General features: G+C 69.7%; 14 protein-coding genes. 13 read left to right on the forward strand and 1 reads right to left on the reverse strand.

What is annotated here, in order from left to right:
- The 13 genes from P2L57_RS21775 to P2L57_RS21835 all read left to right on the forward strand — a co-directional run bounded on the left by P2L57_RS21775 (position 1) and on the right by P2L57_RS21835 (position 15,947).
- The gene (locus tag P2L57_RS21775) at positions 1-846 is read left to right on the forward strand and encodes a glycosyltransferase family 2 protein (RefSeq protein WP_275817181.1); all 846 of its coding nucleotides are present in this window, start codon (positions 1-3) and stop codon (positions 844-846) included.
- Between the two features lie 79 nt (positions 847-925).
- A complete protein-coding gene (locus P2L57_RS21780) occupies positions 926-1,855 on the forward strand; it encodes an ABC transporter permease (RefSeq protein ID WP_275817087.1) in 930 nt (309 codons plus the stop codon).
- Positions 1,848-2,648: an ABC transporter ATP-binding protein gene (locus P2L57_RS21785; protein ID WP_275817089.1), complete on the forward strand. Its 801-nt coding sequence runs from the start codon at positions 1,848-1,850 to the stop codon at positions 2,646-2,648. Before P2L57_RS21780 ends, P2L57_RS21785 begins: the two co-directional genes overlap by 8 nt.
- Before the next feature lie 421 nt (positions 2,649-3,069).
- Positions 3,070-3,984, forward strand: coding sequence for a squalene synthase HpnC (hpnC, locus tag P2L57_RS21790; RefSeq protein ID WP_372515850.1), 915 nt, complete (start codon positions 3,070-3,072; stop codon positions 3,982-3,984).
- A complete protein-coding gene (hpnD, locus tag P2L57_RS21795) occupies positions 3,981-4,919 on the forward strand; it encodes a presqualene diphosphate synthase HpnD (RefSeq protein WP_275817091.1) in 939 nt (312 codons plus the stop codon). Before hpnC ends, hpnD begins: the two co-directional genes overlap by 4 nt.
- Before the next feature lie 115 nt (positions 4,920-5,034).
- Positions 5,035-6,471, forward strand: coding sequence for a hydroxysqualene dehydroxylase HpnE (hpnE, locus tag P2L57_RS21800; protein ID WP_275817094.1), 1,437 nt, complete (start codon positions 5,035-5,037; stop codon positions 6,469-6,471).
- A complete protein-coding gene (locus P2L57_RS21805) occupies positions 6,468-7,577 on the forward strand; it encodes a polyprenyl synthetase family protein (protein ID WP_303656532.1) in 1,110 nt (369 codons plus the stop codon). Before hpnE ends, P2L57_RS21805 begins: the two co-directional genes overlap by 4 nt.
- A 113-nt stretch (positions 7,578-7,690) precedes the next feature.
- Complete coding sequence (shc, locus tag P2L57_RS21810) at positions 7,691-9,703, forward strand: squalene--hopene cyclase (RefSeq protein ID WP_275817098.1); 2,013 nt, start codon at positions 7,691-7,693, stop codon at positions 9,701-9,703.
- Positions 9,704-9,726: 23 nt separating this feature from the next.
- A complete protein-coding gene (locus P2L57_RS21815; RefSeq protein ID WP_275817185.1) occupies positions 9,727-10,365 on the forward strand; it encodes a phosphorylase family protein in 639 nt (212 codons plus the stop codon).
- Between the two features lie 5 nt (positions 10,366-10,370).
- Positions 10,371-11,396: an adenosyl-hopene transferase HpnH gene (gene hpnH, locus P2L57_RS21820; protein WP_275817100.1), complete on the forward strand. Its 1,026-nt coding sequence runs from the start codon at positions 10,371-10,373 to the stop codon at positions 11,394-11,396.
- 3 nt (positions 11,397-11,399) lie between these two features.
- Positions 11,400-12,569: a flavodoxin-dependent (E)-4-hydroxy-3-methylbut-2-enyl-diphosphate synthase gene (gene ispG / locus P2L57_RS21825; protein ID WP_275817102.1), complete on the forward strand. Its 1,170-nt coding sequence runs from the start codon at positions 11,400-11,402 to the stop codon at positions 12,567-12,569.
- A 59-nt stretch (positions 12,570-12,628) separates the two neighbouring features.
- Positions 12,629-14,557 carry a 1-deoxy-D-xylulose-5-phosphate synthase gene (gene dxs, locus P2L57_RS21830; RefSeq protein WP_275817104.1) on the forward strand — a complete coding sequence of 643 codons (1,929 nt, stop codon included), beginning with the start codon at positions 12,629-12,631 and terminating at the stop codon, positions 14,555-14,557.
- Positions 14,544-15,947, forward strand: coding sequence for an aspartate aminotransferase family protein (locus tag P2L57_RS21835; protein ID WP_275817105.1), 1,404 nt, complete (start codon positions 14,544-14,546; stop codon positions 15,945-15,947). The genes dxs and P2L57_RS21835 overlap by 14 nt, the downstream gene beginning before the upstream one ends.
- Before the next feature lie 113 nt (positions 15,948-16,060).
- On the opposite strand, the gene P2L57_RS21840 is transcribed toward P2L57_RS21835, so the two are convergent.
- Positions 16,061-18,088: a M3 family metallopeptidase gene (locus P2L57_RS21840; RefSeq protein WP_275817107.1), complete on the reverse strand. Its 2,028-nt coding sequence runs from the start codon at positions 18,086-18,088 to the stop codon at positions 16,061-16,063.
- Positions 18,089-18,091: the final 3 nt, after the last annotated feature.

The following is an 18,091-nucleotide window of genomic DNA, read 5'->3' on the forward strand; positions in this document are numbered from 1 at the left end:
ATGGGCAACCGCCCCGCCGAGCTGCGCGCGCTGCTGGACTCCGTCGCCAAGCAGCGCGGCGACGCCGTCGAGGTGGTGGTGGTCGGCAACGGCTCACCGCTGCCCGAACTCCCCGACGGCGTACGGACCGTGGAGCTGCCGGAGAACCTGGGCATCCCGGCCGGACGCAACGTGGGCATCGAGGCGTTCGGCCCGGGCGGCCGCGAGGTCGACGCGATCCTCTTCCTGGACGACGACGGCTTCCTGCCCAACGACGACACCGCGGAACTGGTGCGCGAGGCGTTCACCGCCGACCCGGGGCTCGGCATCCTCAGCTTTCGCATCACCGACCCGGAGACCGGCACCACCCAGCGCCGCCACGTACCGCGGCTGCGCGCTTCGGATCCGATGCGCTCCTCCCGGGTCACCACCTTCCTCGGCGGCGCCAGCGCGGCCAGGACCGCCGTCTTCCAGCAGGTCGGCGGGCTGCCCGACGAGTTCTTCTACGCCCATGAGGAGACCGACCTGGCCTGGCGGGCGCTGGATGCCGGATGGCTGATCGACTACCGGTCCGACATGGTGCTCGAACACCCCGCGACCGCTCCGAGCAGGCACGCCGTGTACCACCGGATGGTGGCCCGCAACCGGGTGTGGCTGGCCCGGCGGAACCTTCCGGCTCCCCTGGTGCCGCTCTATCTGGGAACCTGGATCCTGCTGACCCTCGCCCGGCGCCCGTCCAGGAAGGCACTGCGGGCCTGGCTGGGCGGATTCAAGGAGGGCTGGACCAACCCCTGTGGCGCGCGTCACACAATGAAGTGGCGTACGGTTTGGCGGCTGACCCGACTGGGACGACCACCCATCATCTGACAAGCTCGGATGGAAACGCATCGGGTGCCGACCGGGATCCCGCCCCGGTCGGCGCATCATGAGGACGAAAGTGTCAACTGTGAGCGATACCACGCACGAGGGCGCGGTCGCCGTGAGCACCCCGCCGGCGCCGTCTGCCGGCGACGGCCTCTCCGCGGCCGAGCTGGCGGCCAAGTACGGGCTGTCAGTGAGCGGCGCCCGGCCGAGCCTGCCTGAGTACGTACGCCAGTTGTGGGGACGTCGGCACTTCATCGTGGCGTACTCCGTCGCCCGGCTGAGCGCCCAGTACACCAAGGCCCGGCTCGGCCAGATCTGGAACGTGATGACGCCGCTGCTCAACGCGGCCGTCTACTACCTGATCTTCGGCGTACTGCTGCAGACCAACCACGGCATCGACAACTTCATCGCCTATCTGGTCACCGGCGTCTTCGTCTTCAACTTCACGCAGTCCACGGTGCTCGCCGGCACCCGCGCCATCTCCGACAACCTCGGACTGATCCGCGCGCTGCACTTCCCACGGGCCGCACTGCCGATCTCGGTCACCCTCATCCAGCTCCAGCAGCTGCTGTACTCGATGATCGTGCTGGTCGCCATCGTGCTGATGACGGGCGAGGTGCCGCAGTTCTCGTGGTTCCTGCTGATTCCGACGCTGGTGCTGCAGTCCGTCTTCAACATCGGTGTCGCGCTGTACGTGGCCCGGCTCGGCAGCAAGGTCACCGACCTCGCCCAGCTCATGCCCTTCCTGCTGCGCACCTGGATGTACGTCTCCGGTGTGTTCTACGCGATCGACAAGGTCGTCAAGCATCTGCCGTCCGCGGTCGGTGTGTTGCTCGATCTGAACCCGGCCGCCGTGTACATCGACTTGATCCGCTTCGCGCTGATCGACAGCTTCACCTCCGCGCAACTGCCGCACCACGTGTGGATCGCCGCCGTGGCATGGGCGGTTGTCGCCGGTATCGGGGGCTTTGTGTTCTTCTGGAAGGCTGAGGAGCAGTACGGTCGTGGCTGAGCAGAGTGGAACCGGTGCGGTGTCCGAGTCCGGTGAGCGTGTGCCCACGGTGATCGTGGATGATCTGCACATCGTGTACCGGGTGCACGGTGCGGGCAGTGGCAAGGGGAGCGCGACGGCGGCGTTGAGCCGGATCGTGCGGCGTCGTACGTCGCCGAATGTGCGTGAGGTGCATGCGGTGCGCGGGGTGAGTTTTGTCGCGTACCGGGGTGAGGCGGTGGGGCTTATCGGGTCGAATGGTTCGGGTAAGTCGACGATGTTGCGGGCGATCGCGGGGTTGTTGCCGCCGGAGCGGGGCCGGGTCTATACGGATGGTCAGCCGTCGTTGTTGGGGGTGAACGCGGCGTTGATGAATGACCTGACAGGGGAGCGGAACGTGATCCTGGGTGGGTTGGCGATGGGGATGGGGAATAGCGAGGTCCGGGAGAAGTATCAGGACATTGTGGACTTCTCGGGGATCAATGAGAAGGGTGATTTCATCTCGTTGCCGATGCGGACGTATTCGTCGGGTATGGCGGCGCGGTTGCGGTTTTCGATCGCGGCGGCGAAGCAGCACGATGTGTTGATGATCGATGAGGCGTTGGCGACGGGTGACCGGGCGTTTCAGAGGCGGTCGGAGGAGCGGATCCGGGAGTTGCGGGCGGAGGCCGGGACGGTGTTCCTGGTGAGCCACAACAACAAGTCGATCCGGGACACCTGTGACCGGGTGTTGTGGTTGGAGAAGGGCGAGCTGTGGATGGACGGCCCGACCGAGCAGGTGCTTGAGGCGTACGAGCGGCACACCGGCAAATAGCCGCACCGCGGCATACCACACGGACTTTTTCCCGGCCTCCGCCGACAACATCGGCGGAGGCCGATAGCGTGATGAGCGGCAACTCGTGGGGTGGAAGGGAAGATTCACAACCCAACGTGTTGTTCTGTGGCGGGGTGGTTCTCCCGGGCCACCCCCGCGTACGGCGCCCCACTGTACGGCGTACGCTGGAGCGGTGCTCCGCGCCGTATTGGCGGTGGTCCGTCCCCTCATGGGGGAGGGCGGATCCAGAGGGCGGTGAGAGCCGGAATGGAGGGGTGGTATTGGGAGCGGCGTGTCCGAAATGGGAAGATCCTAGGGATCAGTGTAGAACGGGGGATGTGGCGGCCATGACGACGGAAACCATCCAGCTCCGAGGCGCGTCCGCCGCTCGCACCCGAGGTGTCCGGTGGTGACCGCGCGGGTGGGTGACGGGCAGGCCGATGCGGCCGTCCGGTCCCAGGCAGTGCAGTCGCAGGCCGTGCTGGACAAGGCCGCCCGTGAGAACTTCCCCGTCGCGCCGTTCTTCCTGCCGCGCGCCTGGCGCGCTGACCTGATGGCGATCTACGGCTATGCCCGGCTGGTCGACGACATCGGCGACGGCGACCTGCCGCCCGGCCGGGACGACGCGGTGTGGCTGGGCCTGCCGCGCGAGGCGTCCGGCGACCGGCTCGCCATGCTCGACGCCTTCGAGGCCGATCTGCGCAAGGTCTTCGACGCCACACCCGGCCACCCCATCCTGCGGGCGCTCCAACCGACCGTACGCCGCCACCGGCTCACCCCCGAGCCGTTCCTCGGCCTGATCGAGGCCAACCGCCAGGACCAGCGGGTCAGCCGCTATGCCCGGTACGAGGACCTGCTGAGCTACTGCGAGCTGTCCGCCAACCCCGTCGGCCGACTGGTCCTCGCCGTCACCGGAACCGCCACCCCGGAGCGGATCCGCCGCTCCGACGCCGTGTGCACCGCCCTGCAGATCGTCGAGCACCTTCAGGACGTCGCCGAGGACCTCCGCCGCGACCGCGTCTACCTGCCCGCCGAGGACATGGAGCGGTTCGGCGTGTCCGAGACCGATCTCGCCGCCCCCACCGGCGGCGCGAAGGTGCGTGCGCTGGTGAAATTCGAAGCGGAACGCGCCGACGATCTGTTGAATGAAGGCACCCCGCTGGTGGGTAGCGTCCACGGCAGGCTGAAGCTGCTGCTCGCCGGGTTTGTCGCCGGGGGCCGGGCCGCGCTCGCGGCGGTCGCGGCCGCACGGTACGACGTCCTTCCGGGGCCGCCGAAGGCCACCAAGCTCGGACTGCTGCGCGAGGTGGGCTCCACATTGCGACGAGAGGGGTGAGCCGGACCGTGGACGGTACCGCGCACACGTCCGCGCCGGTGCTCGCTGCGTACCGGTACTGCGAGACCGTGACGGGGCAGCAGGCCCGTAACTTCGCGTACGGCATCAGGCTCCTGCCCGGGGACAAACGCCAGGCCATGTCGGCCCTCTACGCGTTCTCGCGCCGGGTCGACGACATCGGCGACGGCGACCTCGACCCGGCGGTGAAGCAGGTGCGGCTGGAGGAGACCCGTGCGCTGCTGACCCGGATCCGGGACGGCGAGATCGAGCTGGACGACACCGACCCGGTGGCGGTCGCGCTCGCCGACGCCGCACGCCGCTTCCCGCTGCCGCTCGGCGGCCTGGACGAGCTCATCGACGGCGTTCTGATGGACGTACGCGGTGAGACCTACGAGACCTGGGACGACCTGAAGGACTACTGCCGGTGCGTCGCCGGGGCCATCGGTCGGCTCTCGCTCGGCGTGTTCGGCACGGTGCCCGGCGCGCGGGACGCCGAGCGCGCCGCGGAGTACGCCAATACGCTCGGTCTCGCACTGCAACTCACCAACGTCCTGCGGGACGTACGGGAGGACGCGGGCAACGGGCGCAGCTACCTGCCCGCGGAGGACCTCGCCAAGTTCGGTTGTTCCGCCGGGTTCCACACATCAGCTCCACCGGAGGGCTCCGACTTCACCGGTCTTGTGCACTACGAAGTCCGGCGCGCCCGGGCGCTGTTCGACGAGGGGTTCCGACTGCTGCCCATGCTCGACCGGCGCAGCGGTGCCTGCGTGGCTGCCATGGCCGGGATCTACCGTCGGCTGCTGGAGCGGATCGCCGCCGACCCCGAGGCCGTGCTGCGCGGCCGGGTCTCACTGCCGGGCCGCGAGAAGGCCTACGTGGCGCTGCGCGGACTCGCCGGGCTCGACGCCCGGCAGGTCGGCAGGGGGCGCGCCTGATGGACGTCGTACCAGCGAACGACATGGACCGGCCGCGGCACGGCGACTCAACCCTGCCGACCCGCCGCGCGTCCCTGACTGTGCCGCCGCACGGCGGTGGTGAACGGGGGCAGGTATGAGTGAGCGCACGGCACGCCGTGCCGCGCCGGAACCGGCGGCGGCGGTCGTCGTCGGCGGCGGCCTCGCGGGTACGACGGCGGCCCTCACCCTGGCCGACGCCGGAGTGCGGGTCACCCTGGTCGAGGGCCGCCCCCGGCTCGGCGGACTCGCCTTCTCCTTCCAACGGGACACGCCCGCAGGGGAGTTGACCGTCGACAACGGCCAACATGTCTTCCTGCGCTGCTGCACGGCCTACCAGTGGTTCCTGGACCGCATCGCCGCCCAGGACCTGGTCACGCTCCAGGACCGGCTCGACGTACCGGTGCTGGACGCGCGACGCGCCCGGCTCGGGCGGCTGCGCAGGGCATCGCTGCCGGTACCGCTGCACCTCGCCGCGTCGCTCGCCGGGTATCCGCATCTCTCGCTCACCGAGCGGGCCAAGGTCGGGCGGGCCGCGATGGCGCTACGCGGGCTCGACCTCGACGACCCGACGCTGGACGACACCGACTTCGGCAGCTGGCTGCGGGACCGCGGCCAGTCGCCGCGCACCGTGCAGGCGCTGTGGGACCTGGTCGGCGTGGCCACCCTCAACGCCACCGCCGAGCAGTCCTCGCTGGCGCTGGCCGCCATGGTGTTCAAGACCGGGCTGCTGTCCCACCCCGGCGCCGCCGACATCGGCTGGGCCAACGCCCCACTGGGAGACCTGCACCACGGCCGGGCCCGCGCCGCCCTCGACGCGGCGGGCGTACGCACCGTGCTGCGCGGCCGGGTGAGCGCGCTGCGCCCGGGGCCGGACGGCGGCTGGCAGGTCGACGTGGCCACCGGACCCGGACGCGACGAGCGGCTGACCGCAGGCAGCGTGGTGCTCGCCGTACCGCAGCGGGAGGCCCACGGCCTGCTGCCGGACGGCGCGCTGCGGGACCCGGACGCGCTGCTGCGCATCGGCACCGCACCGATCCTCAACATCCATGTCGTGTACGACCGCACCGTGACGCGGCAGCCCTTCTTCGCCGCTCTCGACAGCCCCGTCCAGTGGGTCTTCGACCGGAGCGGCACCTCCGGGATGACGGGTTCCCCCGGAACAGAGCACTGGCAGTATCTGGCGCTGTCGCAGTCGGCCGCCCACGACGACATCGACCGTCCCGTCAGCGAGCTGCGGGACCGGTATCTGCCCGCGCTGGAACGGCTGCTCCCCGCCGCGCGCGGCGCCACCGTGCGGGACTTCTTCGTCACCCGGGAGCGCACCGCCACCTTCGCCCCCACCCCCGGCGTCGGCAGGCTGCGCCCCCAGGCCCGCACCCAGGCGCCCGGCCTGTACCTGGCCGGCGCGTGGACGGCCACCGGCTGGCCCGCGACCATGGAGGGCGCCGTGCGCAGCGGGCTGCGGGCCGCCAGGGAAGCGCTCACGGAACTCGGCAGGCCCGCCCCCGACGGGGAGCTGACGGCCGCATGAGCCACCACGACATCCACAGGATCAGAGGAGAACACGTGACCCCGGCCCACGACCAGGTCGCAGCGCCCGAGGCGCACGACGGCGTCACCGCGCTGCTGGAGCGCGGGCGGACGATGTCCACCCCCGTGCTGCGCGCGGCGGTGGACCGGCTCGCGCCACCCATGAACACCGTCGCCGCCTACCACTTCGGATGGATCGACGCCGCCGGCCGTCCCACCGACGGCGACAGCGGCAAGGCGGTACGCCCCGCCCTGGCCCTGATGTCCGCGGAGGCCGCAGGCGTCGCACCCGAGGTCGGCATCCCCGGAGCGGTCGCCGTCGAACTGGTGCACAACTTCTCGCTGCTGCACGACGACCTGATGGACGGCGACGAGCAGCGCCGGCACCGCGACACCGTATGGAAGGTGCACGGACCGGCGCAGGCCATCCTCGTCGGCGACGCGCTGTTCGCGCTCGCCAACGAGATCCTGCTGGAGGTCGGCACCAGCGATGCCAGGCGGGCCACCAAGCGGCTCACCACCGCCACCCGGAAGCTGATCGACGGTCAGGCGCAGGACATCTCCTTCGAGCACCGCGAGCGGGTCACCGTCGAGGAGTGCCTGGAGATGGAGGGCAACAAGACCGGCGCGCTGCTGGCCTGTGCCTCCTCCATCGGCGCGGTGCTGGGCGGTGCCGATGACGCGACCGCCGACGCCCTGGAGGCCTACGGCTACCACCTGGGCCTGGCCTTCCAGGCGGTGGACGACCTGCTGGGCATCTGGGGTGAGCCCGCCGTCACCGGCAAGCAGACGTGGAGCGACCTGCGGCAGCGCAAGAAGTCCCTGCCGGTCGTCGCCGCACTGGCCGCCGAGGGCGCCGCGGCCGAACGGCTCGCCGAACTCCTGGCCGCCGACGCCAAGAACCCGGAAATCGGCGACTTCAGCGAGGAAGAGTTCGCCAACCGCGCCGCGTTGATCGAAGAGGCGGGCGGCCGCGAGTGGACGTCGCAGGAAGCCCGCCGTCAACACGCGACAGCGTTGGACGCCCTGGCTGGAGTCGCCATGCCCGAGGAAACCCGGCAAAACCTCTTCGCCCTGGCCGACTTTGTTGTGGTACGAGAAAGATGACCAAGGCAACCGACGACTTATCCAAGTCCGACGACTTATCCCAGTCGCCGACCGCACGCCGACGCCGGCGTGCGGTGGAAGCCCCACCAGCGCACTGTGCAGAAGGGGAAGCCATGACAGCGACGACCGACGGCAGCGCGGGACCTCTACCACCCCGTGTCACCTCGGCCAACAAAACATCGACCCCGACGTCCGCAGCCGATCCGGTCCAGGAGTTGGAGGAGGCGGCAGCCCGCACCGCGCAGCGCGCCACCTCCTGTCTGCTGGCCGCCCAGCATCCCGACGGATGGTGGAAGGGCGCCCTGGAGACCAACGTCACCATGGACGCCGAGGATCTGCTGCTCCGTCAGTTCCTCGGCATCCAGGACGAGAAGACCCTTCAGGCGGGCGCCCGCTGGATCCGCTCCCAGCAGCGTGACGACGGCACCTGGGCCACCTTCTACGGCGGCCCCGGCGAACTGTCCACCACCGTGGAGGCCTACACGGCCCTGAGGCTCGCCGGTGACCAGCCCGACGCACCGCACATGGCGAAGGCCGCCGAATGGGTGCGCGCACAGGGCGGAATCGCGAGCTCCCGCGTCTTCACCCGTATCTGGCTGGCCCTGTTCGGCTGGTGGAAGTGGGAAGACCTGCCGGAGATGCCGCCGGAGATCATCTACCTCCCCAAGTGGTTCCCGCTCAACATCTACTCCTTCGGCCAGTGGGCCCGGCAGACCATCGTGCCGCTCACCGTCGTCTGCGCCCACCGCCCGGTGCGGCCCGCGCCCTTCCCACTGGACGAACTGCACACCGATCCCGCGCGGCCGAACCCACCGCGCCCCGGCGTCCCGCTCACCAGTTGGGAGGGCCTCTTCCAGCGCCTCGACAAGGCGCTGCACGTCTACCGCAAGGTCAGCAGCCGTACGCTGCGCCGTACCGCGCTGGGCGCCTGTTCCCGCTGGATCATCGAGCGCCAGGAGAACGACGGCTGCTGGGGCGGTATCCAACCGCCCGCCGTCTACTCGCTGATCGCCCTGCGTCTGCTCGGCTACGACCTCGACCACCCGGTGATGCGGGCGGGCCTTGAGTCCCTGGACCGCTTCGCCGTGTGGCACGAAGACGGCAGCCGTATGATCGAGGCCTGCCAGTCCCCGGTCTGGGACACCTGCCTGGCCGCCGTCGCGCTCGCCGACGCCGGGCTGCCCGCCGACCATCCGGCGCTGGTCAAGGCAGCGGGATGGATGCTGGACGAGCAGATCATCCGTCGCGGAGACTGGTCGGTGCGCCGCCCCCAACTGCCCGCCGGCGGCTGGGCGTTCGAGTTCCACAACGACAACTACCCGGACATCGACGACAGCGCCGAGGTCGTTCTCGCCCTCAAACGCGTCGCCCACCCCGAGCAGCCCCGGATGAGGTCCGCCATCGACCGCGGGGTGCGCTGGATCCTCGGCATGCAGTCCAAGAACGGCGCATGGGGCGCCTTCGACGTGGACAACACCAGCCGACTGCCCAACCTGCTGCCGTTCTGCGACTTCGGCGAGGTGATCGACCCGCCGTCGGCCGATGTCACGGCGCATGTGGTGGAGATGCTCGCCGCGGTCGGCATGGCGGACGACCCGCGCACCCGGCGCGGCGTCGAGTGGCTGCTCGCCGAACAGGAGGCGAACGGCTCCTGGTTCGGCCGCTGGGGCGTCAACTACGTCTACGGCACCGGATCGGTGGTGCCCGCCCTGGTCACCGCCGGAATCCCCGCTTCGCACACGGCGGTCCGCCGGGCCGTAAGCTGGCTGGAGAGCGTGCAGAACGCGGACGGAGGCTGGGGCGAGGACCTGCGCTCGTACGCCGACACCGGCTGGATCGCGCGCGGCGCCTCGACCGCGTCGCAGACCGCGTGGGCGCTGCTGGCGCTGCTCGCCGCGGGCGAGCGGGACGGCAAGGCGGTCGAGCGGGGCATCCGCTGGCTGGCCGACACCCAAGCCCCCGACGGGTCCTGGGACGAGCCGTACTTCACCGGTACCGGCTTCCCGTGGGACTTCTCCATCAACTACCACCTGTACCGGATGGTCTTCCCGGTCACAGCGCTCGGTCGCTACCTGCACGGCGAACCCTCCTTGCAGGCCGCGGCCCCGCTGGGGAAGGCCGCTTGATGTTCCGGTCCCGGGCCGAACCGATGCCACCCGACGTACAGAAACGATCGGCCGGTACGGCCCTTGACCTCGGGCCGCTGCTGATCGTATGTGCGCTCGGCATCGAGGCGGCCGCACTGCGCCGCGGTAAGCGCGACCGCGCCGCCGGTCCTGTCGCCCTGCTGCGTACCGGCATGGGGCGGCAGGCCGCGGAGCGCGCCGTCACCCGGGCGCTGTGCGGCGACCCCGTACTGCGAGGCGCTGCGGTGATCGCCACCGGGTTCTGTGCCGGGCTGGCCCCCGGCGTCGAACCCGGCGACGTCGTCATCGACGACCGCAACGCCGACGGCGGCCCGCTGGCCGCCGCCATCGCCCGTCGCGGGATCGCCGTCCACACCGGGCGGATCGCCGAATCGGACCATGTCGTACGCGGCGCGGAGCGATCCGCGCTGCGCGCGGCGGGGGCGTCGGCGGTCGACATGGAGTCGGCCGCCGTACAGCGCGCGGCCCTTGCCGTGGGGCCGCGCCCGGTGACCGCCGTCCGTGTCGTTGTGGACACCCCTGAGTACGAACTCCTGCGTGTCGCAACGCTTCGCACAGGAATCAACGCGTTTCGCGTGCTGAGGTCTATTCTTCCCGCCTTTCTTGATTGGCACCGCTCTACCGAGCTCCCTTGGAGGTGAGCCAGATGGCCATGCCGCTCCGTCAGACCGTCCGGGTCGGGACGTACCTCTTTGAACAGAAAATGCTCCGCAGGCGCGAGAAGTTCCCCTTGATCGTGGAACTTGAACCGCTCTTTGCGTGCAACCTCAAGTGCGAGGGCTGCGGCAAGATCCAGCACCCGGCCGGTGTGCTCAAGCAGCGCATGCCGGTCGCCCAGGCGGTGGGCGCCGTTCTTGAGTCCGGTGCGCCGATGGTGTCGATCGCCGGTGGCGAGCCGCTGATGCATCCGCAGATCGACGAGATCGTACGGCAGTTGGTGGCCAGAAAGAAATATGTCTTCTTGTGCACCAATGCGATGTTGCTCCGTAAGAAGTTGGAACAGTTCACGCCTTCCCGGTACTTCGCCTTCGCCGTGCACATCGACGGGCTGCGTGAGCGGCACGATGAGTCGGTGGCAAAGGAGGGGGTGTTCGACGAGGCGGTGGAGGCGATCAAGGAGGCGAAACGGCGCGGCTTCCGGACCACCACCAACTCGACGTTCTTCAACACGGACACCCCGCAGACCATCGTCGAGGTCCTCGATTTCCTCAACGACGACCTGAAGGTGGACGAGATGATGATCTCGCCCGCCTATGCCTATGAGAAGGCGCCCGACCAGGACCACTTCCTCGGCGTCGAGCAGACCCGGGAGCTGTTCCGGAAGGCCTTCGCGAACGGCAACCGCAAGCGGTGGCGGCTCAACCACAGCCCGCTGTTCCTCGACTTCCTGGAGGGCAGGGCGGACTTCCCGTGCACGGCCTGGGCGATTCCCAACTACTCGCTGTTCGGCTGGCAGCGCCCCTGCTATCTGATGAGCGACGGCTATGTTCCCACCTACAAGGAACTGATCGAGGAGACCGACTGGGACAAGTACGGCCGCGGTAAGGATCCGCGGTGCGACAACTGCATGGCGCACTGCGGCTACGAGCCCACGGCCGTCTTCGCCACCATGGGTTCGCTCAAGGAGTCGCTGCGCGCCGCGCGTGACACCGTCGCCGGAAACCGGGGCTGAGCAATGCCCGCGGTTTCGCTCGGTATGCCGTCGGTTCCGTCTTTGCTCGCCGAACGGCGCAGGAGCCGCCAGATCCAGGTGGGGTCGGTGGCGGTGGGTGGCGACGCGCCGGTGTCGGTGCAATCGATGACGACGACCGTGACGGCGGACGTCAATGCCACGCTGCGACAGATCGCCGAGTTGACGGCGGCGGGTTGTCAGATCGTGCGGGTGGCCTGTCCGTCGCAGGATGACGCGGATGCGTTGCCGGTGATCGCGAAGAAGTCGCAGATTCCGGTGATCGCGGATATTCATTTCCAGCCGAAGTATGTGTTCGCGGCGATTGATGCCGGGTGTGCCGCGGTGCGGGTGAATCCGGGGAACATCCGGCAGTTCGATGACAAGGTCAAGGAGATCGCGAAGGCGGCGTCGGGTGCGGGGGTGCCGATCCGTATCGGGGTGAACGCGGGGTCGTTGGATCGGCGGTTGCTGGAGAAGTACGGCAGGGCGACTCCGGAGGCGTTGGTGGAGTCGGCGTTGTGGGAGTGCTCGTTGTTCGAGGAGCACGGGTTCCGGGACATCAAGATCTCGGTGAAGCACAACGATCCGGTGGTGATGGTCAACGCGTACCGGTTGCTGGCGGCCAGGTGTGACTATCCGTTGCATCTGGGTGTGACGGAGGCGGGTCCGGCGTTCCAGGGGACGATCAAGTCGGCGGTGGCGTTTGGTGCGTTGCTGGCGGAGGGGATCGGGGACACGATCCGGGTGTCGTTGTCGGCGCCTCCGGCGGAGGAGGTCAAGGTCGGCATTCAGATTCTGGAGTCGTTGAATCTGCGGCAGCGGCGGTTGGAGATCGTGTCGTGTCCGTCGTGTGGTCGGGCGCAGGTGGATGTGTACAAGTTGGCGGACCAGGTCACGGCGGGTCTTGAGGGCATGGAGGTGCCGTTGCGGGTCGCGGTGATGGGGTGTGTGGTCAATGGTCCGGGTGAGGCGCGTGAGGCGGATCTCGGGGTGGCCTCGGGTAATGGCAAGGGGCAGATCTTTGTGAAGGGTGAGGTGATCAAGACGGTTCCGGAGTCGAAGATCGTCGAGACCCTGATCGAGGAGGCGATGAAGATCGCCGAGCAGATGGAGGCCGACGCCGAAAAGGATGGGCGCAGTCTGTCCGGCGAGCCCGCCGTCACCGTCGCGTGACCCCCTTACACCCGCACACCAGCCCGGTCAGGGGAGAACCAGGGAAGGAGGCCCCCGTCGTGTCGCTGTTGGAGAGCATCCGAGGTCCGCGGGATCTCAAGGCGCTCGAGGCCGATCAATTGGATGAACTCGCCCAGGAGATCCGGCAGTTCCTGGTGCAGGCGGTGGCCAGGACCGGGGGACATCTCGGGCCGAACCTCGGCGTGGTGGAGCTGACCATCGCGCTGCACCGGGTCTTCAACTCGCCCGCCGACCGCATCCTGTGGGACACCGGACACCAGTCCTACGTCCACAAGCTGCTGACCGGACGGCAGGACTTCTCCAAGCTCCGCGGCAAGGGCGGACTGTCCGGCTACCCGTCGCGCGCCGAGTCCGAGCACGACGTCATCGAGAACTCGCACGCCTCCACCGTGCTCGGCTGGGCCGACGGCCTGGCCAAGGCCAACGAGGTACGGCACTGCAGCGACCACGTCGTCGCGGTGATCGGCGACGGCGCGCTGACCGGCGGCATGGCCTGGGAGGCACTCAACAACATCGCCGCCGCCAAGGACCGCCCGCTGGTCATCGTGGTCAACGACAACGAACGCTCCTACGCCCCCACCATCGGCGGCCTCGCCAACCACCTCGCCGCGCTGCGCACCACCAACGAGTACGAGTGGGCGCTCAACTTGGGCAAGCAGCTGCTGCAGGCCACCCCGGTGGTGGGCCGGGCGCTGTACGGGTCGCTGCACGGCGCGAAGAAGGGCTTCAAGGACGCCATCGCCCCGCAGGGCATGTTCGAGGACCTCGGACTGAAGTACGTCGGCCCGATCGACGGGCATGACATCCCGGCCGTGGAGTCGGCACTGCGCCGGGCCAAACGCTTCCGCGGCCCGGTGGTCATCCACTGCCTGACGGAGAAGGGCCGCGGATACGCCGCCGCCGAACAGGACGAGGCCGACCGCTTCCACTCCGTCGCCGCCATGGACCCGTTGACCTGCGCGCCGCTGACCCCGTCCGCCGGGCAGTCCTGGACCTCGGTCTTCGGCGCGGCGATGGTCGAACTCGGCCGAGAGCGCGAGGACATCGTCGCCATCACCGCCGCCATGCTCCAGCCGGTCGGCCTGGCGGAGTTCGCGGCGGCGTTCCCGGACCGGGTCTACGACGTCGGGATCGCCGAGCAGCACGCGGCGGCCTCGGCGGCGGGCCTGGCCACCGGCGGCCTGCATCCGGTGGTCGCCGTCTACGCCACCTTCCTCAACCGGGCGTTCGACCAGGTGCTGATGGATGTCGCACTGCACAGGTGCGGGGTCACCTTCGTCCTGGACCGGGCCGGAGTGACCGGCCCCGACGGCGCCTCGCACAACGGCATGTGGGACATGTCGATCCTCCAGGTCGTGCCCGGCCTGCGGATCGCCGCCCCGCGCGACGCAGACCAACTGCGCGCACAGCTGCGGGAGGCGGCGGACGTCGACGACGCGCCTACCGTCATCCGCTTCCCCAAGGCGTCGGTCGGCGAGCCCATGCCCGCCCTCGACCGGATCGGCGGCATGGACGTACTGCACCGCGGAGAGCGCACCGATGTGCTGCTGGTGTCGGTCGGCGCGCTGGCCGACACCTGCCTGTCCGCCGCCGCGCTGCTACGGGACCGGGGGATCGGCGTCAGCGTGGTCGACCCGCGCTGGGTCAAGCCCGTGGACGCCGCGCTGCCGCCGCTCGCCGCCGACCACCGGCTGGTCGCCGTGGTGGAGGACAACGGGCGGGCCGCAGGCGTCGGTTCGGCGGTGGCCCAGGCCCTGCGCGACGCCGATGTGGATGTTCCGGTCCGGGACTTCGGGATTCCCGCGCAGTTCCTGGCCCACGCCAAGCGTGGCGAGGTGCTGGCCGATCTGGGGCTCACCCCGGCCGAGATCGCCGGACGCATAGGCGCGGCCCTGGCCCGTATCGACACCCGGGCCGCCGGGGAACAAGGCGTGATCGAGAAGGAGGAAGCCGATGGCCGAGCCTGACGCCGCCCCGGCAAAGGGTTTTGACCTGGGCAGGCTGCTGGCCGAGCGGGGCGCCGAGCGGTACGAGCTGCACACCAGGCATCTGAACCACCAACTGCCGCGCATGCTGCACACCATCGGCTTCGACAAGGTGTACGAACGGGCCGAGGGCGCCTACTTCTGGGACGCGGACGGCGACGACTATCTCGACATGCTCGCCGGATTCGGCGTGATGGGCCTGGGACGGCACCATCCCGTGGTCCGCAAGGCGCTGCACGACGTGCTGGACGCCGGGCTCGCCGACCTCACCCGGTTCGACTGCCCGCCGCTGCCGGGCCTGCTCGCCGAGCGGCTGCTGTCCTACGCACCCCATCTGGACCGGGTGTTCTTCGGCAACAGCGGTACCGAAGCGGTGGAGACGGCGCTGAAGTTCGCCCGCTATGCCACCGGCAGACCGCGTGTCCTGTACTGCACTCATGCCTTCCACGGACTGACCACCGGGTCGCTGTCGGTCAACGGGGAGAGCGGGTTCCGGGACGGCTTCGCCCCGCTGCTGCCTGACACCGCGATCGAGATGGGTGATCTGGCCGTGCTGGAGCGGGAGCTGCGGCGCGGTGACGTGGCGGCGTTCGTGGTCGAGCCGATCCAGGGCAAGGGGGTCCACGAGACTCCGCCCGGATTCCTGCGTGCCGCCCAGGAGTTGCTGCACCGGCACAAGGCACTGCTGATCGCCGACGAGGTGCAGACCGGTGTCGGCCGCACCGGTGACTTCTTCGCGTACCAGCATGAGCAGGGCGTCGAACCGGACCTGGTGTGCGTGGCGAAGGCCCTGTCCGGTGGCTATGTGCCGGTCGGCGCCACGCTCGGCAAGGAGTGGATCTTCAAGAAGGTGTTCTCGTCCATGGACCGGGTGCTGGTCCACTCGGCCAGCTTCGGCGCCAACGCCCAGGCCATGGCGGCCGGGCTGGCCACGCTGGCGGTGATGGACGACGAGAAGATCGTGCAGAATGCCAGGGTCACCGGGGACCTGCTGCGCTCACGGCTGGCCGCCCTCGTCGACCGCTACGAGCTGCTGCACGGGGTGCGCGGCCGGGGCCTGATGATCGGCATCGAGTTCGGCCGCCCCAAGTCGCTGAAGCTGCGCGGCGGTTGGGCGATGCTGCAGGCCGCACGTAAGGGGCTGTTCGCGCAGATGGTGGTGGTCCCGCTGCTGCAGCGGCACCGGATCCTCACCCAGGTCTCCGGCGACCACCTCGAAGTCATCAAGCTGATCCCGCCGTTGATCATCGGTGAGCGGGAGGTCGACCGGTTCGTCGCCGCTTTCACCGACGTCATGGACGACGCGCACAAGGGCAGCGGCCTGATGTGGGACTTCGGCCGCACTCTGGTCAAGCAGGCGATGGTGGGCTGACGCCCGAGCGATCTGCTCGCCGTCGCGGCGAAGAGAACCATCCGCCGCAACGGCGAGCAACCACGACGACGCGGGCCGGTGGTCATGCGACCACCTCAGCGGGACGTCTGTGGTCAACAGCCGCCGCGGGCGAGCCCGCGGCGGGCCAGCAACGGCTCGATCCGCGGCCCCCGGCCGCACACGGCGCGGAACGAGTCCATCATGTCGGCGCTGCCGCCCTTCGCCAGCAGCCCGCGCCGGAACGCCTCGCCGCTCTCCCGCAACGTCCTGCCGTTCTCCCGGAACCACTCGACGGTGTCGGCGTCCAGCACCTCGCTCCAGATGTACGAGTAGTAGCCCGCGCTGTACTCGTTGGCGAAGACATGCGCGAAGTACGTGCTGCGGTAGCGCGGCGGGATCTGCGGTACGGCGATCCCGGCGCTCTCCAGCGCCGCGGCCTCGAAGTCCTCGGTGTCTCCCGGGTCGTCCTGGGCGCCCAGGGTGTGCCACTTCCAGTCGAGCACCGCCGCGGCCAGGTACTCCACCGTACGGAAGCCCTCGCCGAACCGCTGCGCCGCGGACAGCCGGTCCAGCCAGGCCGCCGGCAGCGGCTCGCCGGTCTCGTGGTGCCGGGCGTAGTTGGCCAGCACCTCGGGCCACAGCATCCACATCTCGTTGACCTGCGAGGGGAATTCGACAACGTCGCGCGGCACCGTGGTGCCGGAGAAGGCCGGATACCGCACATCGGACAACAGCCCGTGCAGTGCGTGCCCGAACTCGTGGAACAGCGTGCGGACCTCGTCGAAGGTGAGCAGCGTCGGCTCGCCCGCCGGCGGCTTGGCCACGTTGAGGTTGTTCACCACCACCGGACGCTGGCCCAACAGGCGTGACTGGCCGACGAGTTGGTTCATCCAGGCGCCGCCGCGCTTGGAGGCGCGGGCGTAGAAGTCCGCGAGGAGGAGGCCGAGCGGGCCGTTCTCGTCGAACACCTCGAAGACCCTGACGTCCGGGTGGTACCCGACGAGATCGGGGCGTTCGGTGAAGCGCAGCCCGTACACCAGCCCGGCCGCGTGGAAGACGCCGTCGGTCAGCACCCGTTCCAGCTCGAAGTACGGAAGCAGCGCGGCGGCGTCGATGTCATGGTCGGACCTGCGGACCCGCTCCGCGTAGTACGTCCAGTCCCACGGTTCCAGTTGGGCGCCGTCGCCCATCGCGGCGCGCAGCGCCTCGGCCTCCGCGCGGGCGTTGGCGACGGCGGGCGGGATCAGCCGGGTCAGCATGTCCTCCACGGCTTCGGTGGTGCCCGCCGTCATGTCGCCGACGACATAGGCGGCGTGGCTGGCATGGCCGAGCAGCGCGGCGCGCTCGGCACGCAACGTCGCCATACGAACGACGAGTTGCCGGTTGGACTCCCGGCCGCGGTTGACCGAAGCGGTCAGCAGCCGCTCACGTACCGCACGATCATGCAGCCAGGCCAGCTCGCTCTGGTGGGAGAACAGCTTGAGGCTGAGCACATAGCGGCCGTCATGGCCGAGGGTGGTGCCGTTCGCCGCGGCCGCGGCGATGGCGTCGGGAGAGAGCCCGGCGAGCTGGTCCGCGCTGTCGAGGACGAGCGCGGCGGCCGTGGTGTCCGCCGACAGGTTCTGCTGGAAGGCCGTGGCCAGTCGCGCCAGCTCGGTGTTGAGCGCCCGCAGCCGCTCCTGGTCGGCGGCGCTCAGCCGCGCCCCGGCCCGTACGAAGTCGGTGTGGTACCGCTCCAGCAGCCGTAGCGACTCCGCGTCGAGACCAAGCTGGTCGCGCCTGACGTACAGCGCGTCGATCCGCCGGAACAGTGCGGAATCCAGCTGGATGGCGTCGCGATGCGCGGCGAGCCTCGGGCTGTACTCGGCGTTGAGCGCGTCGAGTTCGGGGGTGGTGTCCGCCGCCACCAAGAGGTGGAACACGTTCTCCACCCGGCGCAGCAGGCCGCCGCCGCGCTCCAGCGCGACCACCGTGTTCTCGAAGGTGGGCGGCTGCTCGCAGCCGGTGATCGCCGCGACTTCGGCCAGCTGCTCGGCCATGCCCCGGTCGAGGGCCGGGGCATGGTGCGTGATGCGCAGCTCGGCGAAGGGCGGCAGTTGGTACGGGAGGGTGCTCCCGTCGAGGAACGGGTTCTCACTCACCCG

The organism is Streptantibioticus ferralitis (genome assembly GCF_029223525.1).
GTDB classification, from domain to species: Bacteria; Actinomycetota; Actinomycetes; order Streptomycetales; family Streptomycetaceae; genus Streptantibioticus_A; species Streptantibioticus_A ferralitis.

Coding starts and splice junctions, on each gene's coding strand:
- P2L57_RS21775 (WP_275817181.1), top strand. CDS start 1: ATGGGCAACCGCCCCGCCGAGCTGCGCGCGCTGCTGGACTCCGTCGCC.
- hpnE (WP_275817094.1), top strand. CDS start 5,035: ATGAGTGAGCGCACGGCACGCCGTGCCGCGCCGGAACCGGCGGCGGCG.
- P2L57_RS21805 (WP_303656532.1), top strand. CDS start 6,468: ATGAGCCACCACGACATCCACAGGATCAGAGGAGAACACGTGACCCCG.
- shc (WP_275817098.1), top strand. CDS start 7,691: ATGACAGCGACGACCGACGGCAGCGCGGGACCTCTACCACCCCGTGTC.
- P2L57_RS21815 (WP_275817185.1), top strand. CDS start 9,727: ATGCCACCCGACGTACAGAAACGATCGGCCGGTACGGCCCTTGACCTC.
- hpnH (WP_275817100.1), top strand. CDS start 10,371: ATGGCCATGCCGCTCCGTCAGACCGTCCGGGTCGGGACGTACCTCTTT.
- ispG (WP_275817102.1), top strand. CDS start 11,400: ATGCCCGCGGTTTCGCTCGGTATGCCGTCGGTTCCGTCTTTGCTCGCC.
- P2L57_RS21835 (WP_275817105.1), top strand. CDS start 14,544: ATGGCCGAGCCTGACGCCGCCCCGGCAAAGGGTTTTGACCTGGGCAGG.